Annotated in this window: 13 protein-coding genes; all 13 read right to left on the bottom strand. The window is 65.3% G+C overall.

Going from position 1 to position 16325, the window contains the following annotated elements; all coding sequences use genetic code 11:
• Positions 1–195: 195 nt before the first annotated feature.
• On the bottom strand, positions 196–789 hold the full coding sequence (locus ACFOD4_RS10300; RefSeq protein WP_379596161.1) for an alkylhydroperoxidase domain protein: 594 nt from the start codon (positions 787–789) through the stop codon (positions 196–198).
• Positions 790–805: 16 nt separating this feature from the next.
• A complete protein-coding gene (locus ACFOD4_RS10295) occupies positions 806–1408 on the bottom strand; it encodes a CMD domain protein (protein WP_379596159.1) in 603 nt (200 codons plus the stop codon).
• Positions 1405–2460 carry a putative FMN-dependent luciferase-like monooxygenase gene (locus tag ACFOD4_RS10290; RefSeq protein ID WP_379596157.1) on the bottom strand — a complete coding sequence of 352 codons (1056 nt, stop codon included), beginning with the start codon at positions 2458–2460 and terminating at the stop codon, positions 1405–1407. The genes ACFOD4_RS10295 and ACFOD4_RS10290 overlap by 4 nt, the downstream gene beginning before the upstream one ends.
• Positions 2457–4115: a dipeptide ABC transporter ATP-binding protein gene (locus ACFOD4_RS10285; protein ID WP_379596155.1), complete on the bottom strand. Its 1659-nt coding sequence runs from the start codon at positions 4113–4115 to the stop codon at positions 2457–2459. Before ACFOD4_RS10285 ends, ACFOD4_RS10290 begins: the two co-directional genes overlap by 4 nt.
• Positions 4115–4945 carry an ABC transporter permease gene (locus ACFOD4_RS10280; protein ID WP_379596153.1) on the bottom strand — a complete coding sequence of 277 codons (831 nt, stop codon included), beginning with the start codon at positions 4943–4945 and terminating at the stop codon, positions 4115–4117. Before ACFOD4_RS10280 ends, ACFOD4_RS10285 begins: the two co-directional genes overlap by 1 nt.
• Positions 4942–5883, bottom strand: a complete 942-nt coding sequence (locus ACFOD4_RS10275) for an ABC transporter permease (protein WP_379596151.1) — start codon at positions 5881–5883, stop codon at positions 4942–4944. Before ACFOD4_RS10275 ends, ACFOD4_RS10280 begins: the two co-directional genes overlap by 4 nt.
• A complete protein-coding gene (locus tag ACFOD4_RS10270) occupies positions 5880–7520 on the bottom strand; it encodes a TIGR04028 family ABC transporter substrate-binding protein (protein WP_379596149.1) in 1641 nt (546 codons plus the stop codon). Before ACFOD4_RS10270 ends, ACFOD4_RS10275 begins: the two co-directional genes overlap by 4 nt.
• A 1237-nt stretch (positions 7521–8757) precedes the next feature.
• Entirely contained in the window at positions 8758–8928 is a 171-nt protein-coding gene (locus ACFOD4_RS10265; protein WP_379596147.1) for a hypothetical protein, read from the bottom strand.
• Positions 8929–8981: 53 nt separating this feature from the next.
• Positions 8982–9179: a hypothetical protein gene (locus tag ACFOD4_RS10260; RefSeq protein ID WP_379596145.1), complete on the bottom strand. Its 198-nt coding sequence runs from the start codon at positions 9177–9179 to the stop codon at positions 8982–8984.
• Positions 9180–10596: 1417 nt separating this feature from the next.
• Positions 10597–11619 (bottom strand): pyridoxal-dependent decarboxylase, encoded by a 1023-nt coding sequence (locus tag ACFOD4_RS10255; RefSeq protein ID WP_379596355.1) that lies wholly within the window; start codon positions 11617–11619, stop codon positions 10597–10599.
• A 309-nt stretch (positions 11620–11928) separates the two neighbouring features.
• A complete protein-coding gene (locus ACFOD4_RS10250; RefSeq protein ID WP_379596143.1) occupies positions 11929–13518 on the bottom strand; it encodes an ABC transporter substrate-binding protein in 1590 nt (529 codons plus the stop codon).
• Positions 13515–15038, bottom strand: a complete 1524-nt coding sequence (locus ACFOD4_RS10245) for a M81 family metallopeptidase (RefSeq protein ID WP_379596142.1) — start codon at positions 15036–15038, stop codon at positions 13515–13517. Before ACFOD4_RS10245 ends, ACFOD4_RS10250 begins: the two co-directional genes overlap by 4 nt.
• Positions 15039–15068: 30 nt before the next feature.
• Entirely contained in the window at positions 15069–15791 is a 723-nt protein-coding gene (locus ACFOD4_RS10240) for a GntR family transcriptional regulator (RefSeq protein WP_379596141.1), read from the bottom strand.
• Positions 15792–16325 lie beyond the last annotated feature (534 nt).

Raw genomic sequence — 16325 nt, 5'->3', positions numbered from 1 at the left:
GCACTGCAATCTGGGTAGCTTCGCGCAGTTTGCCTTGTTCAAGCTTAATCCGCCCCCGCGCCTGAGGGCCCACCGTGCCTTTGGTCCTTTGCGTTCGCTTGGCACGGGACCACCCCTGAGGCGTGCTATCTTCCCGGATGACGGCCTTCGATGGTGAGCTTCTGGCGGCTGCAGAGATCAGCGTGGCATGGATCGTCAGGCTCTGGCAGAAACAGCGCTTCCAAGCGCCAGCATCAGGCGGTTGGCCCAGTTGAAGAAAGCCGCGGCCTGGATGATGTCAGCGATGGCGCGATCCTCCAGCCCGGCTGCGCGCAATCGCAGCACATGCTCAGGGCCGAACCGCAGCGGTGTTTCCGTCAGTGCCACGCTCGCTGCAACAATGGCGTTCCAGCGCTCTCCGAGATCGGCGCCGATGCCCTCTTCCAGCAGCCGGTCCACATCCGCCTCGCGCTTCGCATAGGTGGCGGCGAAGCGGGCATGCACTGAGGCGCAGTAGATGCAGCCATTGAAGCGGGAGGCGGAGGCCGCCGCCAGCTCGCGATCGGCGCGGGGCGCCCCGCCCTCGGGATTGTAGAAGATGTCCTTGTCGGTCAGCGTGCGGTGCTCGAGCGCATCCGGGTCACGCGCCAGCAGGCGGAAATACGGGTTCTTTGCGCGCGCCGCGTCGATCAGCGCCTTGAGGTGACGTTCGGTGAGCTCGTGCTCCTCCAAAGGCGGGAGCCAGGACGACCAGCCGAGCTGGTCGCGGGTGAAGACGTTGGGTGCGACTGCCGGGTTGCTGTCGGGCATTGCGATGTCTCCGGGATCAGGGCGTGGCGGCGAGCACGCGCAGCCCGGCGGCGACGCGGATCTGGAAGGCCAGGAACGCCACGACCTGCGACAGGGTGACGATGCCATCCGTGCTCCAACCGGCCGCCTCCAGCGGTGGAAAGCGGTCCGGCGCCGCGTCGCGCGGGTGGAAGACCAGGAAATGGGCGTAGGCGAAGGCGGCGGCAAGCCGGGCGCCCAGCGCCTCCGTCACGTCGGGGGAGAGGCCGAAGGAAGGGGGCGCGGTGTCCTCGGCGGTGAGCGGGCCAGACGGGTAATGGCCGCGTGGGCCCTGGGCCAGCGTCTCCCCGGTGGCGCGGGCCACGGCGTCGGCCAGGGTGGCGCCGCCATGCCCGGCGAGCCCGGCGGCGTAATGCGCCTTGGCTTCCGGCGCGCGGTGCAGCCCGGCCACATAGGCGGCGATGGCGAAGCGCTCGGCATGGCTCACCGGGCCGGGTGCCTCGGGCAGAAGCAGGGCGCGGTGGCTGGCCTCGGCATGGGTGCGGGCCGCAGGGCGGCCGGCGCGGATGGCATCCAGCGCCGAGCCGGGGGCGATGCCGGCCAGGCTGTCGATCAGGTCGCCGGGTTGCGTGGTGCTCATTGGGCCGGGATCTCCTCGGCTGCGATGGTGGCGGGCTGGAGGCCACCGGCTTCCCAGCCCAGGGCCGGCGCGACGCCGGTGGCGACCAGTTCGATGGAGCGCAGGGTGAAGGCGTGCGGCGGGTCGATGGAATGCACCTGCACCGCCAGCTCGGTGGCGCGGTCGAGAACCCGGTCAGCCTGCAGCGAGGCGGCGACCTCCTCCACCGTGCCGATGTGGGAGTCCTGGCGACGGATGATCTCCTCCAGTGTACGCGGCGCCTCGGCAACGCGGCCCAGCGCCACCAGGCGCGCATCGAAGCGGCGCAGCCCGGCTTCGGCCAGACGCAGCGCGTCATCGCGCCGATCGGCCACGAAGACCGAGCGGGAAGCCAGGATGCGAGGCGCGATGCCGCGTGGCAACGCGGCCAGATAGGCATCCACCATCGGATCCTGGATGTCAGCGAGGCTCGCCTCCGGCGCATCCTTCGGGCGAGGCTGGGTGCGGGAAAGCAGCAGCCCGGCGCCCAGCTGGCCTGCCGCGCGGGCCCCGTCGACGGAAAAGGTGGCGTACCACAACCGTTGCCGCAGGCCGGGATGCGCCGGGTAGACGCTGTCTCCGCCGCGCAGCGACGCGCCTTCCAGGGCCGAAACCAACTCGTCCAGCTTGCCGGAGAAGATCCGCCGGCGGTCGGCGTCCTGCAGGCCGAAGGCGGCGAAAGCTTCCGGATTGCCGCCCGAGCCCACGCCCAGTTCCAGCCGACCGCCCGAGATCAGGTCGAGCACCGCTGCATCCTCGGCCACGCGGATCGGCAGCTCCATCGGCAAGGTAACGATGCCGGTGCCAATGCGAATGCGGCGGGTCAGCGCCGCCACCTGCGCGAGGAAGACGAAGGGGGAGGGCAGCCCACCTTCATCGGCATGGAAATGATGCTGCGCCACCCAGGCACTGTCGAAGCCTTGCGCCTCGGCATGGCGGATCTGCTCCAGCGCCAAGCGGTAGCGCTCCGCGGCGCTGCCCTCGTCCAGCAACCGCGTGAAGAAGCCGAGCCTGAGTCCGCGCCGCGCCGTCATGGCACTACCTCCCTGGCCCCTGCCGCGCCGCCCGGGATGGCGGCGATCAGATCGCGCGTATAGGGATCGGCCGGGTTGCGGAACACCGCCTCCACCGGGCCGGTTTCCACCACTCGGCCGGCGCGCATCACCGAGACGGTGTCAGCGATCAGCCGCACCACCGAAAGATCGTGCGAGACGAAGATGTAGGTCAGTCCGAGATCCCTTTGCAGTTCGCGGAGCAGGTCGAGGATGCGTGCCTGCACCGTTACGTCGAGGGCGGACACTGCCTCATCCAGCACCACCAGGCGCGGTTGCAGAACCAGGGCGCGAGCGATCGCGACACGCTGCCGTTGCCCACCTGAGAGCGCGGTGGGCAGGCGGTCCAGCGCATCCTCGGGCAAACCGACGCGGGCCGCCATGGCGCGTACCTGCCCCTCCCGCGTGGCACGCGAGGCGCCGCCGAAATTGCGCAGTGGCTCCCCGATGATGGCGCCGATCGGCTGCCGAGGGTCGAGTGAGGCGAAGGGGTTCTGGAACACCAGCTGTGCGGTGCGGCGGTATTGCCGCAGCGCCTCGCCCGAGAGGCGCGCGACATCGGTGCCGTCCACCGCGACGTAGCCGGCGGTGGGCCGCAGGAAGCCTGCGATGATGCGCGCCGTAGTGGTCTTGCCGGAGCCGGATTCACCTACCAGCGCGTGGGTGGTGCCGGCGGCGACCGAGAAGCCCACTCCGTCCACCGCCCGGAATGGCGTTCCGGCGCTGCTGGGGTAGTCCTGCACCAGCCTTTCAACCGTTACCAGCTGCGGCGCATTCTCCGGTACAGGCGGGCGCAGGCGCGGTGTGGCGAGGGAGGGGGCGTCGGCCAGCAATTGCCGTGCATAAGCGCTGCGCGGGGCGGCCAGCACCTGGCGCACCGACCCTGCCTCCTGCACTTGGCCGTGCCGCAGCACCACGGCACGGTCCGCGCGGTCGGCGGCGACGCCCAGATCATGCGTCACCAGCAGGACCGCCGTGCCGTCCTGTTGCCGCAGCTCGTCCAGCAGGTCGAGGATGCGGCGTTGCACGGTGACGTCGAGCGCGCTGGTTGGCTCGTCCGCGACGATCAGCTCGGGCCGCAGTGCAACGGCGATGGCGATCAGTACGCGCTGCCGCATGCCGCCGGAGAGCTGGTGCGGATACTGGCCGGCCCGTGTCGCAGCAGGCTCCAGCCCGACGCGGCCGAGTAGGTCGAGGACACGGGCGCGCAGCAGGGCCGGGTCATGCTCGCCATGGATGCGCAGGATCTCCGCAATCTGCGCGCCCACTGTGCGCACCGGGTTGAGCGAGGTTGTCGGATCCTGCGGGATCAGGCTGATGCGCGTGCCGCGCAGCGCGGCCAGGCGCCGTTCCGGCCAGTGGGCGATGTCCTCGTCACCGAGGCGGATGGCACCGCGCTCGATGCGGCCATTGGGCGGCAGCAACCCCAGCACCGCCTGAGCGGTGGTGGTCTTGCCGGAGCCGGATTCGCCCACAAGCGCCAGCACCTCGCCTGGGGCGATGGTAAAGGTAACGCCATCCACCACGCGCCGCGAAGTCCGGCTGCCGGCGTAGCCGATAGCGAGATCCTCGACCTGCAGCAATGGCGCGGGGGCACGGCTCGCGGGTAGCGCACGTTCGGCCAGGATGAGGTTCATCACCGGCGGTCCCCTAGGCCGCGGCTGATGCGTTCGGCCGATAGTACGGCGAGCACGGTGACGATGCCGGGGGCAGCAGTCAGCCACCAGGCGGTGGCCATGAAGTCGCGCCCCTCGGCGATCAGCAGCCCCCATTCGGGCGTTGGTGGCGGCGCGCCGTAGCCCAAGAAGCCGAGGGTCGCCAGCGCCAGGATAGCCGAGCCGAATTGCAGCGCAGCGAGGGCCAGCACCGAGGTCAGCGCATTGGGCAGCACATGCCGCCATAGCACGGGCAGGAAACGACCGCCGCTGCCGAAGGCGGCCTCGACAAAGTCGGCACGACGCACGCGGAGCACCTCGGCCCGCGACAGCCGTGCGAAATGCGCGATCGACACGCAGCCTACCGCGACAGCCGCGTTGATCGAGCCGAAGCCAAGCAGAATGATGACCGACAGCGAGAGCAGGAGCGAGGGGACGGCAAGAAGCGTGTCCACCAGCCGCATCACGGCAGCATCGATGAAGCCGCCCCGCGCGCCGGCCAGCAGGCCGAGGGCGGTGCCGGCGGCAAGGCCCAGCCCGACGGCCAGGAAGGCGCCAGAGAGCGATTGCCTCGCGCCATGCACCACGCGCGCCAGCATGTCGCGCCCGAGCCCGTCCGTGCCTAGCAGGTGCTCGGCGCCCGGCGCCTCGAGCTGCCGGCCGGCGACGCCCTGGAGCGGGTCCTGGCTGGTGAACAGGCCGGGCGCCACCGCGCAAAGGACCAGGAGGCCCAGCACCGCCCAGGCCAGCAGCAGGGAGAATGGCGGCAGGCGGAAGGGCAGGGCGGTAGCCGCCGGGTTCGCGCCGCTCATGCAGCACCGCCGGCGCGCTGCGCCAGACGCGGGTCGATGCGCGGCAGCAGCAGATCGACCGCCAGGCTGATGCTGACGAAGGCGGCGGCGGACAGCACGACGATGGCCTGCAGCACGGCGACATCCTGGTTGGCGACGGCCTGTTGCGTCAGTCCGCCAAGGCCGCCGAGGCCGAACACTGATTCCGTGACCACGGCGCCGCCGAGCAGTTCGCCGAACAGCACGCCGGCCATGGTCAGGGTCGGCGGCAGGGCGTTGCGTGCCACATGCCAGCGCAGCACCCAGCCATGCGAGGCGCCCTTGGCGCGAGCGACGGCGATGAAGGGCTCGGCCAGCACGCGATCGATGTTGCGGATCATGAGCTGTGCCAGAGGCGCCGAGATCGGCACCGCCAGGGTGATCACCGGCAGCACCAGCTCCTCCCAGGGGCCGGGCGCGATGACGGAGACGAGGCCGAGCTGGAAGGAAAAGGTCTGGATCAGCATGATGCCGAGCCAGAACACCGGCACGGCGACGAAGAAGGGCGGCATGATCCGCACCAGGTCGCGGGCCGGGCCGAAGCCGGACTGGCTGAGCAGCGCCAGCACCAGCGCAATCAGCGAGGCCAGGGCGAAGGCCAGCGCTGATAGCAGCAAGGTCGATGGCAAGTTCTCGGCGATCAGCGTCGCCACGGGAACACCGGCACGCATGGAATAGCCGAAATCGCCCGTCAGGAAGTTGCCCAGCGTGCGCAGATATTGCTCCCAGACGGGCGCATCGGCGCCATAGGCGATCCGCAGCTCAGCGATTTGATCGGCCGTCAGCCCCATATCAGAACCCAGGAACTTGATCAGCACCGCGTCGCCCGGCAGGGCCTGCAACAGAATGAAGGCTAAAGTGAAGGCGGCAACCAGCACCAGCAACGCCTGCCCGAGCCTGCGCAGAAGCTGCGTGCTCATCGCGGGGCGAGCCATGCGCCGTAGAAGCTGGGCCGCCCTACCGCCTCGAAGCCGAGCCCTTGCAGGCGCGGCACGGCGGCGAAGACCTGCGGCTCCTCGAAGATCGGAATCACATAGGCTTGGTCCAGGAGGTGGCGCTGGACGTCTTCGACAAGGGCGAGGCGCTTGGCGCGGTCCGGCTCCGAGGCGATGCCGTCGAGCAGGGCGTTCAGCCGCTCATCCTTGAAGGATTGCACCTTCTGGCTGACGCCGCCCTGTTGCAGCAGCGCGTTGCGGGTCAGCGGATGGTAGTTGGAGCGTATCACGTCGGGATCGGCGCGCCCGACCATGGAGGGCGAGACCGGGGTGCGCGTCGGGTCGAGGTTGTCGGCCACGCGGCTGCCGGAATCGCCGGCCAGCACGGTGAGCCGCACGCCGACGCGGTTCCATTGCTGCGCCACGAGTTGCAACGTGTCCTTGTTGCGGGGCTGCGGCGGCGATTCGTAGGCGGTCAGTACCAGCTCGCGCCCATCCTTCTGACGGATGCCCCCAGGCCCAGGCGTCCAGCCGGCCTCGTCCAGCAGCGCCATGGCGCGGGCTGCATCAAAGCCTAGGCGATCGGACAGATCGACATAGCCCTGCGCGGTGGAGGCGATCACCGAGGTAGCGCGCGGATAGTTGGGCGAGAACAGCGTGTCCACCACTTCGCGCGTGTTGGTGGCGTAGCGCAACGCCTGCCGCACGCGCAGATCGGCAACCAGCGGGTTGTCGGGGCGGAAGGCGATGGTGTTGTTCACGCCGCGCGTGGAGGGCGCGAAGATCTGGAATCCGCGCGACTTCACGCGTTCCTCGTCATAGGCCTGCACTTGGCGGATGGCATGCGCCTGCCCGGACAGCAGAGCGCCGATGCGCACGCTGTCCTCGCCGGTGACAAGGATGCGGATGCCGTCGAGCAGTGCACGGCCCTGGTGCGGATGTTTCCCCGGTCCCCAGTTATAATCGGGCCGGGCGAGAAGGGCGAGTTCGCGGCCTAACACTTGCCGGCTGACTGTGAAGGGGCCGGAGCCGATGATCTTGGTCGCGTCGCCAAGCTGGTCGAAGGGCAAGGCCAGGGTGCGCGGCGACACCAGCCCCGATCCGATCACCGAGGTGCCTTGCAGGAAGCCCGGCGACGGTGCGCGGAACAGGAAGCGCACGGTCAGTGGATCGACGACCTCGCTGCGCAGGTAGTTGGTGATGACCTCGGAGACCGGATAGCGCAACTCCTTGTTGCCCAGGCCATAAGTGTCAAAGTTCAGGGCAACCGCCGCCGCATCCAGTGCCGTGCCGTCTGAGAAGGTGACGTTTGGACGCAGACGGAACACGTACTCCGTGGCATCGGGGCTGACCGTCCAACTTTCGGCGATCCAGGGCTCGATCTCCAGCGTACTCGGATCCTGGTAGGTCAGTTTGTCGGTGATCTGATTGAGCACGCCCCCATTTGGGTAGAAGCCGCCGGCTGGAGGGTACAGGTTGGTGTAGGTCTGCTGCTCCAGATAGATCAGCGTGCCCCCACGTGCAGGCTGAGCCGCCGCCTGCATCCCGTTCAGGCATTGACTAGCGGGGACCATGGCAAGGCCCAGGCTGATCGTCATGAAGTGGCGGCGGGAGAGGCTCATCTGGGCACCTGACACGAAAGCTGACCGCCTCAGCCTTATTCAACGACAAAACGTCGTCAATGAATTTAATTTCCACCGTGGTAAGAGAGAAATATTCGCTGAAGGCTGCAATCTGCATAACGATCGGATTTAATTCAAAAATTAGGCCGGACTGACCTTAGGGCGACGGCGTAAATTTTTTGGCGACTAGATCAACAGTTCTGATAGAAGGTGACGGCGAAATATAGCACGATATGAAATGGTTATATGGAGCCGTGGGAAAATCTCGCTGTGGTCGAGGGTCAGGTGCAAGATATTCTCTGCTTTGACGCCAGGGAGCGGCAGGCTTCGCCGCGTTGGCCATAGGGCGGATATCGCCATTTGTTGCCTCGGCTGTCAGCCCTTGTGTTGGTTCCAGAACAAGGGGTAGAGGCCGGGGAGCACGCCGCTGATCGTGGTGCGACAGGCTATAGGCGGTAGCGCTTGGCCAGTTTGTACATCGGGCGGATCGAAGGCACGGCGTTGCAGATCCGTGGTAAAACTTTCTTGGGTGGCGTCGTCCGGCGCCTGTAGCCAAGGCATTGCGGAGTGCCTCGATGCGCGACGTATCAGGCCGTCAACCCGCGACACCGCCCGCCCAATTCGCAGTAGCGGCCCTCGATGTCTCAGTGCAGCTTCGGATCATCGATCTGCTGGAGCAACCGGAGCACAAATCTGGGCTGACCGACCTGGTTATTACCGCGGGTTGCAATGCGTCCAGCGGGTCCCCGCCCGGATCGGCGTCCTGAAACTAGGCCGCAACGTCGGAAGCAGCCCTACTGAACTCCAGCCCGTCGCGCTTATGGTCAGCAGTGGACCCTGTTGTCAGGCGCCTTTGGGATGACCTGACCATCAACGGCGTTTGAGCCAGGAACAAGCCTGACCGGCTCTGCGCGACGAATCACATAAGGTCCGGCAATGCTGAGATCGGCATCGTGAGCAATCTCGCCAGTAGCGGGGTTCTCCGAACTGAACCTCCTGGACGTGACTGCCCTGCCGGGCCTACGCCAGCGTCAGCAACCGCATCAAAAGAGTACTCGACGTGTTGGCGTTCAAGGAGGTCTCCCGAACACGTCGCAAAAAGGCCTAGTCGGGCGGTGGTTCGAAGTACCTGTGGCGATGACGAGGGCTGCATTGATGCTGGGATGCGTCGATCGGCCTGAAAGGTCCCAGTGTTCCATTGCTGACCTCAAGTGAGGTATACCTAACTCTATCACTTTTACATAAATCTGATTATACGGATTTCGCCACCGGGCGCTGCGAACCACTCAGCCACCAGCGCCTCGATCGCTGGCAGATCAGGCCAGCCGGCGATGGCGCTGGAACCGTTACCACGCAATGCCGCATACAACACAGTATTGGCGAGATCGATCCCCGTCATGGCGGTCATGTAGCAACTTCAACCACCCTTCTCCACCGCTTCGCGGCCCGACCTGCGTGCCGTCAACGCGCCCCAGTCGGACGCTGGTGATCGACGTTCATGCCACATTTCCGCAGCATGTGGGCGGCCACCTCACTCAGCCCGTGGATGAAGGCAGGATCGGTCACGCCCAGCAGGACCACCCTCTCACCCTTGTAGCCGGGCGCCTTGAGTTCCTGTCTCACCTCGGCATAGTTGGGCATGGCGTTAAAGGCAGCCATGCCCTCCGTACTGGCCATTGGCATGCCAGGCGTGAAGAGGCCGACCGGTGCGTTCCAGATGGAGCGGTCATTTTCCGGCCACGGCCATCATCCGCGGGTCAGCCTGCTGCACCGCTCGGCTGCCACTAAGCTCGGGGGCGCTTCGGCTTTGCTGTTGCTCCGCTCCGACAGGCTCGAAAACGCGGGTCCACGCCTTGCAAAGGCCCTCCAGACACTGACCTGGTATCGGTCGTGAAGGCTCGCCCACCCTTCTGGACATGGCAGGATGTCGCGCGCCAGCTAGACCTGCGTGCTGGGCCTGTGCCACAGGCGAACCTGGCCGAGAGAGCGGGTATGGCATCCCGTGCGGAGCCTTTGCCGCCGGGAGGTAGCTGCCGCGAAGGCGGAGGCCTGCCTTGCGTATGCCTGCGGGAACTGGCCTACGGCTGTTCAATTGCATCTGGCAAGGCCTTGTGCCGACTCCCGCAGGCAGCGCCTGTGCGCCGCGCGTGCGCGTCAGCCTCGCCCGGCTCGAAAAGGCGACGCAGGAATTGCTGGCGTATCGCGGCGTCGGCGTCACGTTGAACCTTGCTTGTGTCCCCCTACCTTCGGCACGCGTTGGCCCACACCTCGCGTACGGACCTTCTGTGCTGCCTATCTTGGGGTGTCGCTGAACTTGAACTACGCTACGCATCGCATGCTGCTCGACTTCGCAGCGAAGGGGTGCTTGGGATTGCGCGCCATCGGCTGATCGCTGATGCCCGCATGCCCGTCTGCGCCGCCACCATCGTGCCCAGCTGTGCATACCGTCCGGTCTGGCCCGGGGAGTGCTGATCCAGCAGACCATGCGGCTGGGTAAAATGGCTGGACCAGGCCGGCGTGGAAGGTGTGGATCGGCTCTGCGGGCTGCTGATGCAGCACATCGCTATGGTGGCCGAGACCTTTGTGATCGACCTTGGTATCGCCTGGGCGCCATGCTTTTAGATTGAGCGGGAGGTCATCGATGGCGGCTTGTGACGCCGTTCTGGCAGACGTGGCGCGGCGAAGCGGCCAGTTGCCGTGCCTACCCGGAAACGGCCGAGGGCACCCCAGCCTTGCGCACCTTCCGCTTTAAGGTGATTGGCCAGGCTGTGGGATGAGCAGCCGCGCCGAGGCGTGGTTGCCCTGCAACATTCCGGATTGAGCCGGCTAGACGGAGATCGGGATGGCAGTGTCGCGAGAACTCCATCGGTAAGGCGATGCTATCGCTGGCTTGGCAGCGTCTGGCAGTGGCGGTGATACTCGGCCGACGTCCTGGTATGAAGCGCAGGCCGCTACCCTGATGTGGCGCTACAAAGCAATGCGGTGGAAGGCACTGCGCGGCAGGTGATGCGACATTGCCAGCTGATTCGGTCGCCTTCCTCAATATCGACGCGGATTGCGGCAAGATGCCTACCCTTCAATAGACTGCTCGGATCGACTGACCACTTCGCGTTGACGCCTCTGCTACCGAGGCTTGAAGGTCAGAGAGGTAAGCCTCGCGCGATGGTTCGTGTAGCAGCGACATCATCGCATGGAGACCTGGTGGCTCACGCACCATCCCCGGCACCCATCCGCGCGCGCTCATGCCAGCCGCGACTTGACCCATATCCAGCTTGGGCCCACCGAAAGCGAGGATGGAAAGATCTGGAACGCCATGTATCTGCAGGCCGGGAATAGCTTCGATCCCGGCCACATAGGCGTCGCGCATGGTTAGTAGCCTTGTGGCAAGTGCGCGATAACCCTCTCGGCCCAGATGATTCAGGACAGCCCAGGCGCCTGCAACGCCGCCGCCCGGGCGGGTTCCAACGAAAGTTGCGGTGGTGAAGCGGCCGCTGGGCCAGACATCCAGATCGAACCCACGTTCCGCTACCGGTCCTGCTGTGCGGAAGAACACCGTGGAGGCGGGCTTGGGGCAGAAGCCGAACTTGTGCAGATCGGCCGAAAGCGACATCACTCCCGGCAGGTCAAAGTCGAAGCTGGGGATGGGGCGCCCCACCTCCCGCGCGAAAGGCGCAAAATATCCACCAACGCAAGCATCGACGTGCAGCCAAACCTCGCACGACAGGGCCAATTCGGAAAGTGCCGGTAGTGGATCAACCACCCCGTAGGGGAAGCAAGGCACTGAGCCAACAAGCATAATCGTATCTGCGTCGACGGCTGCCCCCATTGCTGCAACGTCGGCCCGCAGGTCAACGCCAACCGAGATGCGCCGCACAGGCAGATCCATCAGCAAGGCCGCCTTGTCGAAGGCAGGGTGCGCCGTGGAAGGCAGCACCAGGTTGCCCCGGTGCATGGCGTCACCGCGATGGGCGCGGGCTGCATCACGGCAGGCCTTGACTGCGAGGAGAATGCTTTCGGTTCCACCGGACGTCATGGTGCCGGTGGCTTCTTCTGGGCCATGAAAGAGGTCGAGCGTCATGCCAATGACCTCCTCCTCCATGCGGCGGAGACTGGCAAAGGCCCGCTTCGATCCGAGAGCATTCTCCGTGAAGAACTGCATGAAGGCACTGCGTCCAACCTCGGCGACTTCCGGCGTAGCGCCGAAGACGTAGAGTGGCACGCGGCCATGGCGCCAGTCTGCGTCTTCACCGGCCATCGCGGTGAAAGCGGCGTCGATCTCCTTCCGCTCCATGCCCGCCTGCGGGAAACTGCGCCTCATGGCCTTCCACGTCCAAGATAGGCCGCTTCGTCAGCGAGAATCATCGTTGCCTACTCCTCCGCGCGATCGTGCCGTGAGGCCTCGTTGTGCTCAGCGCTTCTCGATGTTCCACATGACGGGATAAGGAGTGGTTAGAACCCCATGCAGATTGGAGCGATAGGCCACGGACCTCTGATAAATGCCGGTGCTCACGTAGGGCACAGTCTCGTAGTAACGAGCTTGCAGGGCCTCGATGATCCGCATCCGCCCTTCCTGCGTCGCCTCGCTGAAGAACGCAGCACGCAGACGCTCAATCTCCGCGTCACAAGGCCAACCATAAAGGTTCTTGCCGTCGCAGCTCGAGACCAGTGGCGTGTTGTGTAGCGGGCTTGAAAGGCTAAAGCCGCCCCAAAAGGTAAACGCAAGGTGCCAACCCGCGGGATTAAGCGACGGCGCTTCCCGCGTGTTGCGACGGGTGATCAACGTGCTCCAATCCATTGCCTGCACATCTACGGTGACGCCGGCGCGGCGCAGGGCATCTGCGGTAAGCTGGGCGATCATGTGGATGTCGGGCTGATCGACCGGGTCCAGCAGCACTACTGGTTCTCCCTTGTAGCCGGCCTCCGCCAGGAGCTGGCGGGCGCGTGCAAAGTCAGTGCGCGCCCAGGGGGCGCTTGCGACCTCGGTGGCATAGGGCGTGCCGCAAACAAAGACAGCCAGGCAGGCCCTTGCCAGTTCCGGCTTTGCAGCGATGGCACCGGCAAACTCTGCCTGATCAACGATCAGCAGCAGCGCCTGCCGAGCGCGGGCGTCGTTGAAGGGGGGGTGGGCTGTATTGGGCCGAATCGTGCCGATCAACCCGGCACTGTTCAGCACCTGGAGTTTGATGTCCTGCCTGCCCTCCAGCAGCGGCTGCAGGTCGGCAGGGAAGCTTTCGAGAAGATCGACCTCTCCCGTTTGGAGCGCCTGGGTAGCGGTGGAACTATCCGGCAGGTACTTCCACTCAACCTCGTCTATCTTGGCAACCTTGCCGCCAGCATAGCCATCCGCTGGCTCGCTGCGCGGCACATAGCCGGGAAAGCGGCGATAGAGCGCACGGTCACCGGCGCGAAAGGCCTCAGGAACAAACATGAAAGGGCCAGAGCCGATGACGGTGCGGATCTGCGTGAACGCATCCGTGTTCGCCTCCTGCTCCCGCATGACAAAAGGTGCGAGAATCGGTGAAGCCAACGCCTCCAGCACTGGCCCGAACGGGCGGCTAAAGAGGATCTCCAGCGTGCGATCATTCACAGGCGATATGGACGCCACATGGGACATGAGCGCCTGTCCCGCAGTCACCCTTTCTCCCCAGCGACGGATGGAGGCCGCAACGTCACGGGCACGGACCGGGGAGCCGTCGTGAAATACCAGGCCAGGCCGCAGCGTGAAGCTCCAACGCAGCCCGTCTGAACTCTTGGTGTAGCTTTCCGCCATCTGGAGCTGCGGCTGCATCTTGCTGTCCATCGTGACCAGCACGTCGTAGACAAGCTGAGCATGGATCAAGGTGATGGCCGCACTGGTCCAGATCGGATCCAGCACACGCAGATCGCCAACCGGAACATACCGAAGTGTGGTGCGTGCGGGCGTCTGAGCTACCCCATCAGCGATAGGCGAGCCGAGCAGCGTCAGGGCTAGAAAAGCTGTGAGGGCCGCGCGTCTCATGTTGTGTACCCCGCGGCCTGAGCAACCACTTCCTCCGGATCCAGGGGCCATATCGGTCGGCGAACCTTCTCCCAGGTCAGGGTGGTCTGTACGCGGCTGGACACGCCGCCAGACTCGCAGGCGATCATGCTGCGCGCAATCGGTGCAAAGGCCGCACGGAAAGCGTCCATGCATTTCAAGGCGATCAGCCCGCATTGCTCGGGCACGATGCCGAAGATGCGCAGCTGTGAAAGGTCGACGATATTGCGCTGGAAGGTCGTCACAACGATGCGCACTCCGCGACAGGAAAGCAGCACGGAATCGCCGAAATTGCCGATCATGCCGGCGGTATAAGGACCTTCATGCACAAAGCGGCCATCAGAGAAGCGCAGCACCTCGTACTCTTCCTCGATCGGACCACCACCATGTTGCGGCGCCGTATGTCCCCCCAGAGCGAGACGCAGGCGTGCACCCGGACCGGCCATACGCGCCGCCCGCACCGCTTCTGGATCGAGTAGCGGCAGGAAGACGATATCCTTCTCGAAAGGTGCGTCGAGCAGGCCGCGTAGCAGGGCTGTGGCATCCCCGTATCCTCCGCCGCCCGGCGCATCGCCAAAATCGGCTATGACGATTGGGCCGGTCCCAGGTGGCACCGCCCTGGCCTGGGCTAGCGCCTCACCGACGCTGATCATCGGCACCGTGTCATTACGCCGCTCATCCCAGGCAAAGCGCAGCAAGCCTTCGGCCATCTGCCGGAAGCGTGGGTCGGTGCCCTCGGCGGTGACGGCAACGCTTGGGCCCACATGCCAAACGTCAGCCAGCACAAAGCCGGATTGGATGCTAACCTCCAGGATGCCGGGCTCCTGGCCTTCCAGACCGCGCGCCAATGTCAAAGCGCGCTGCATTGGACCATCGGGAGGTGCGGTGCGGCAGCTGTCGAAGCCGCGCATCTGGTATCCCCTCGCCAGATGCACGCTTGGCAGGATCCCGCGCTCCATGACACGGGTCAGCATCGCGGCGGCCCGCAGCCCTGTTTCCTTGTGATCAGTATGCGGATGCGTGCGGTAGGCCGTCAGGCCGTTCACCGCCATCGCCAGGCGCTCGGAGACATTGGCATGCGGGTCCAGCGTCAGCATGATTGGCACGTCAGGCCCTACCGTTTCGCGCACTGCCTGAGCAATGGCGCCATCGGGATCGTCTTCCCCTTCAGCGACATTGGCGCCATGCAGCGCCAGAAGCACGCCATCGACCTGACCCGCCTCCCGCAGGCCCTGCAGCAGTGTGTCACGAAAAACTGCAAACGCCTCCGCCCCCATCGGCCCCGCGGGGGCGCAAGGTACCGCGATGGGCGTAACGACTTGCCAGCCCTCTCGATCCGCGGCTTCCAGGAAGCCTCCCATCTCTGTGTGGGTTTCACGGAATCGCTCTGATACTTCGGCACCGCGGAAGATGCCCTGCCGCTCATAATGCGCCAACGGTGCGGCACGTCTGGCGAAGCTATTCGCTTCGTGCAGGATGGAGGCAAGCAGGACGGTCCTCATATGGGAGCACCTCATGATGCGAGAAGCGGATCAGTGGGCAGCCTCGGCGGGAAGCACGGTGTTCAGGCGAGCCCGTCCCTCGATCAAGTCTTTGCGGACGGCGGCGACCAGCGCCTCGGCATCGCGGGCACGCAACGCGTCGAGCATGACGCGATGATTGCGCCCGCCAGTCCACCTTCCTTCGAACGCTGCAGGAAAAAGCAGGTTCATCGATGGACCGACTTGAAGCCACAGGGCATCTAGCATCTCAACCAAGACAGACAGCCCGGAGGCAGCGTAGATGGTGAAATGGAACGCCTCGTTCAGTTGCAAGGAACGCTTGGAATCCTTGGTCGCGAAGGCATGGCCGTGCGCGTCGAACAAGGTTTCCAGTCGATCGATGTCGGCAGCTGAGATCAGGGGAGAGGCGTGTCGAGCCGCCAGCGCCTCCAGTTCCAGTCGGATAAGGCACAGTTCTGCATAGCGAGTGCGGGTAAGAACTGGCACAGCGACAGTGCGGTTGGGTCCCTGGTCGAGTACGCGTTCGGCCAAGAGGCGGTTCAACGCCTCACGGGCCGGGGTCAGACTGATATTGAGCATTGTGGCGACACGTCGGGTCGTTATCCGCTCACCTGGAGCAAGCAGACCTTGGCGCAGGCCAGCGCACAAGGCATTACGAGCCTGGTCCGCCAGCGTTTCGACGCGCTGGATGGAAGAAAAAGCCTCATCAAGGACCACACCCTGATTTCGCTGCATTAAAGTGATATAACACATATCAGAAACGGCTCTAGAAGAATCGTGGTGGCGTGGAGTTGGGTGGTCGCAGACTTCGTCCAACGCTGCGTCAGGAGCGTCAGACTACGGATGCCAGAAGCTGGTTGGCGCCTGTTTGAACCTCCTAACAGCCTCAGGTACCATCTTCCGCGTCATTTGGAGCTCGGCTGGACGTCCGGTTTGGATCGTGGCTCACGGGACGCCAGCCGCCTTCCCTCAACCGGGCGGAACGTGATTATCCATGTAGATGCTGTTGCCGCCCTTCCGATGCACCGGCTCCTGTGACCCAGGTCTATCGGGACGAGCCCCTCGATCACCAGCAGGAACTCTTCCCCGGCATGGCTGCACTCCCGACTTGGGCGGGCCCTTTCGGACGATGATCATTTCAATTGTTAGCATCGCGAGGCCGGGGGGGCAGTGCCGTCCTTTGTGAATGTGGACGCCGTTTGTGCCGTAGCAGCAGCGTAGCCAGCCTCCGACGCACCCGCGGCCTGCTGCGCGCTGGCGGGGTCGAAGACCTTGCTGCTCAGGGCC

The organism is Teichococcus globiformis (assembly GCF_042646265.1).
GTDB lineage: Bacteria > Pseudomonadota > Alphaproteobacteria > Acetobacterales > Acetobacteraceae > Pseudoroseomonas > Pseudoroseomonas globiformis.
This window is presented reverse-complemented; position numbering and strand designations above follow the sequence as displayed.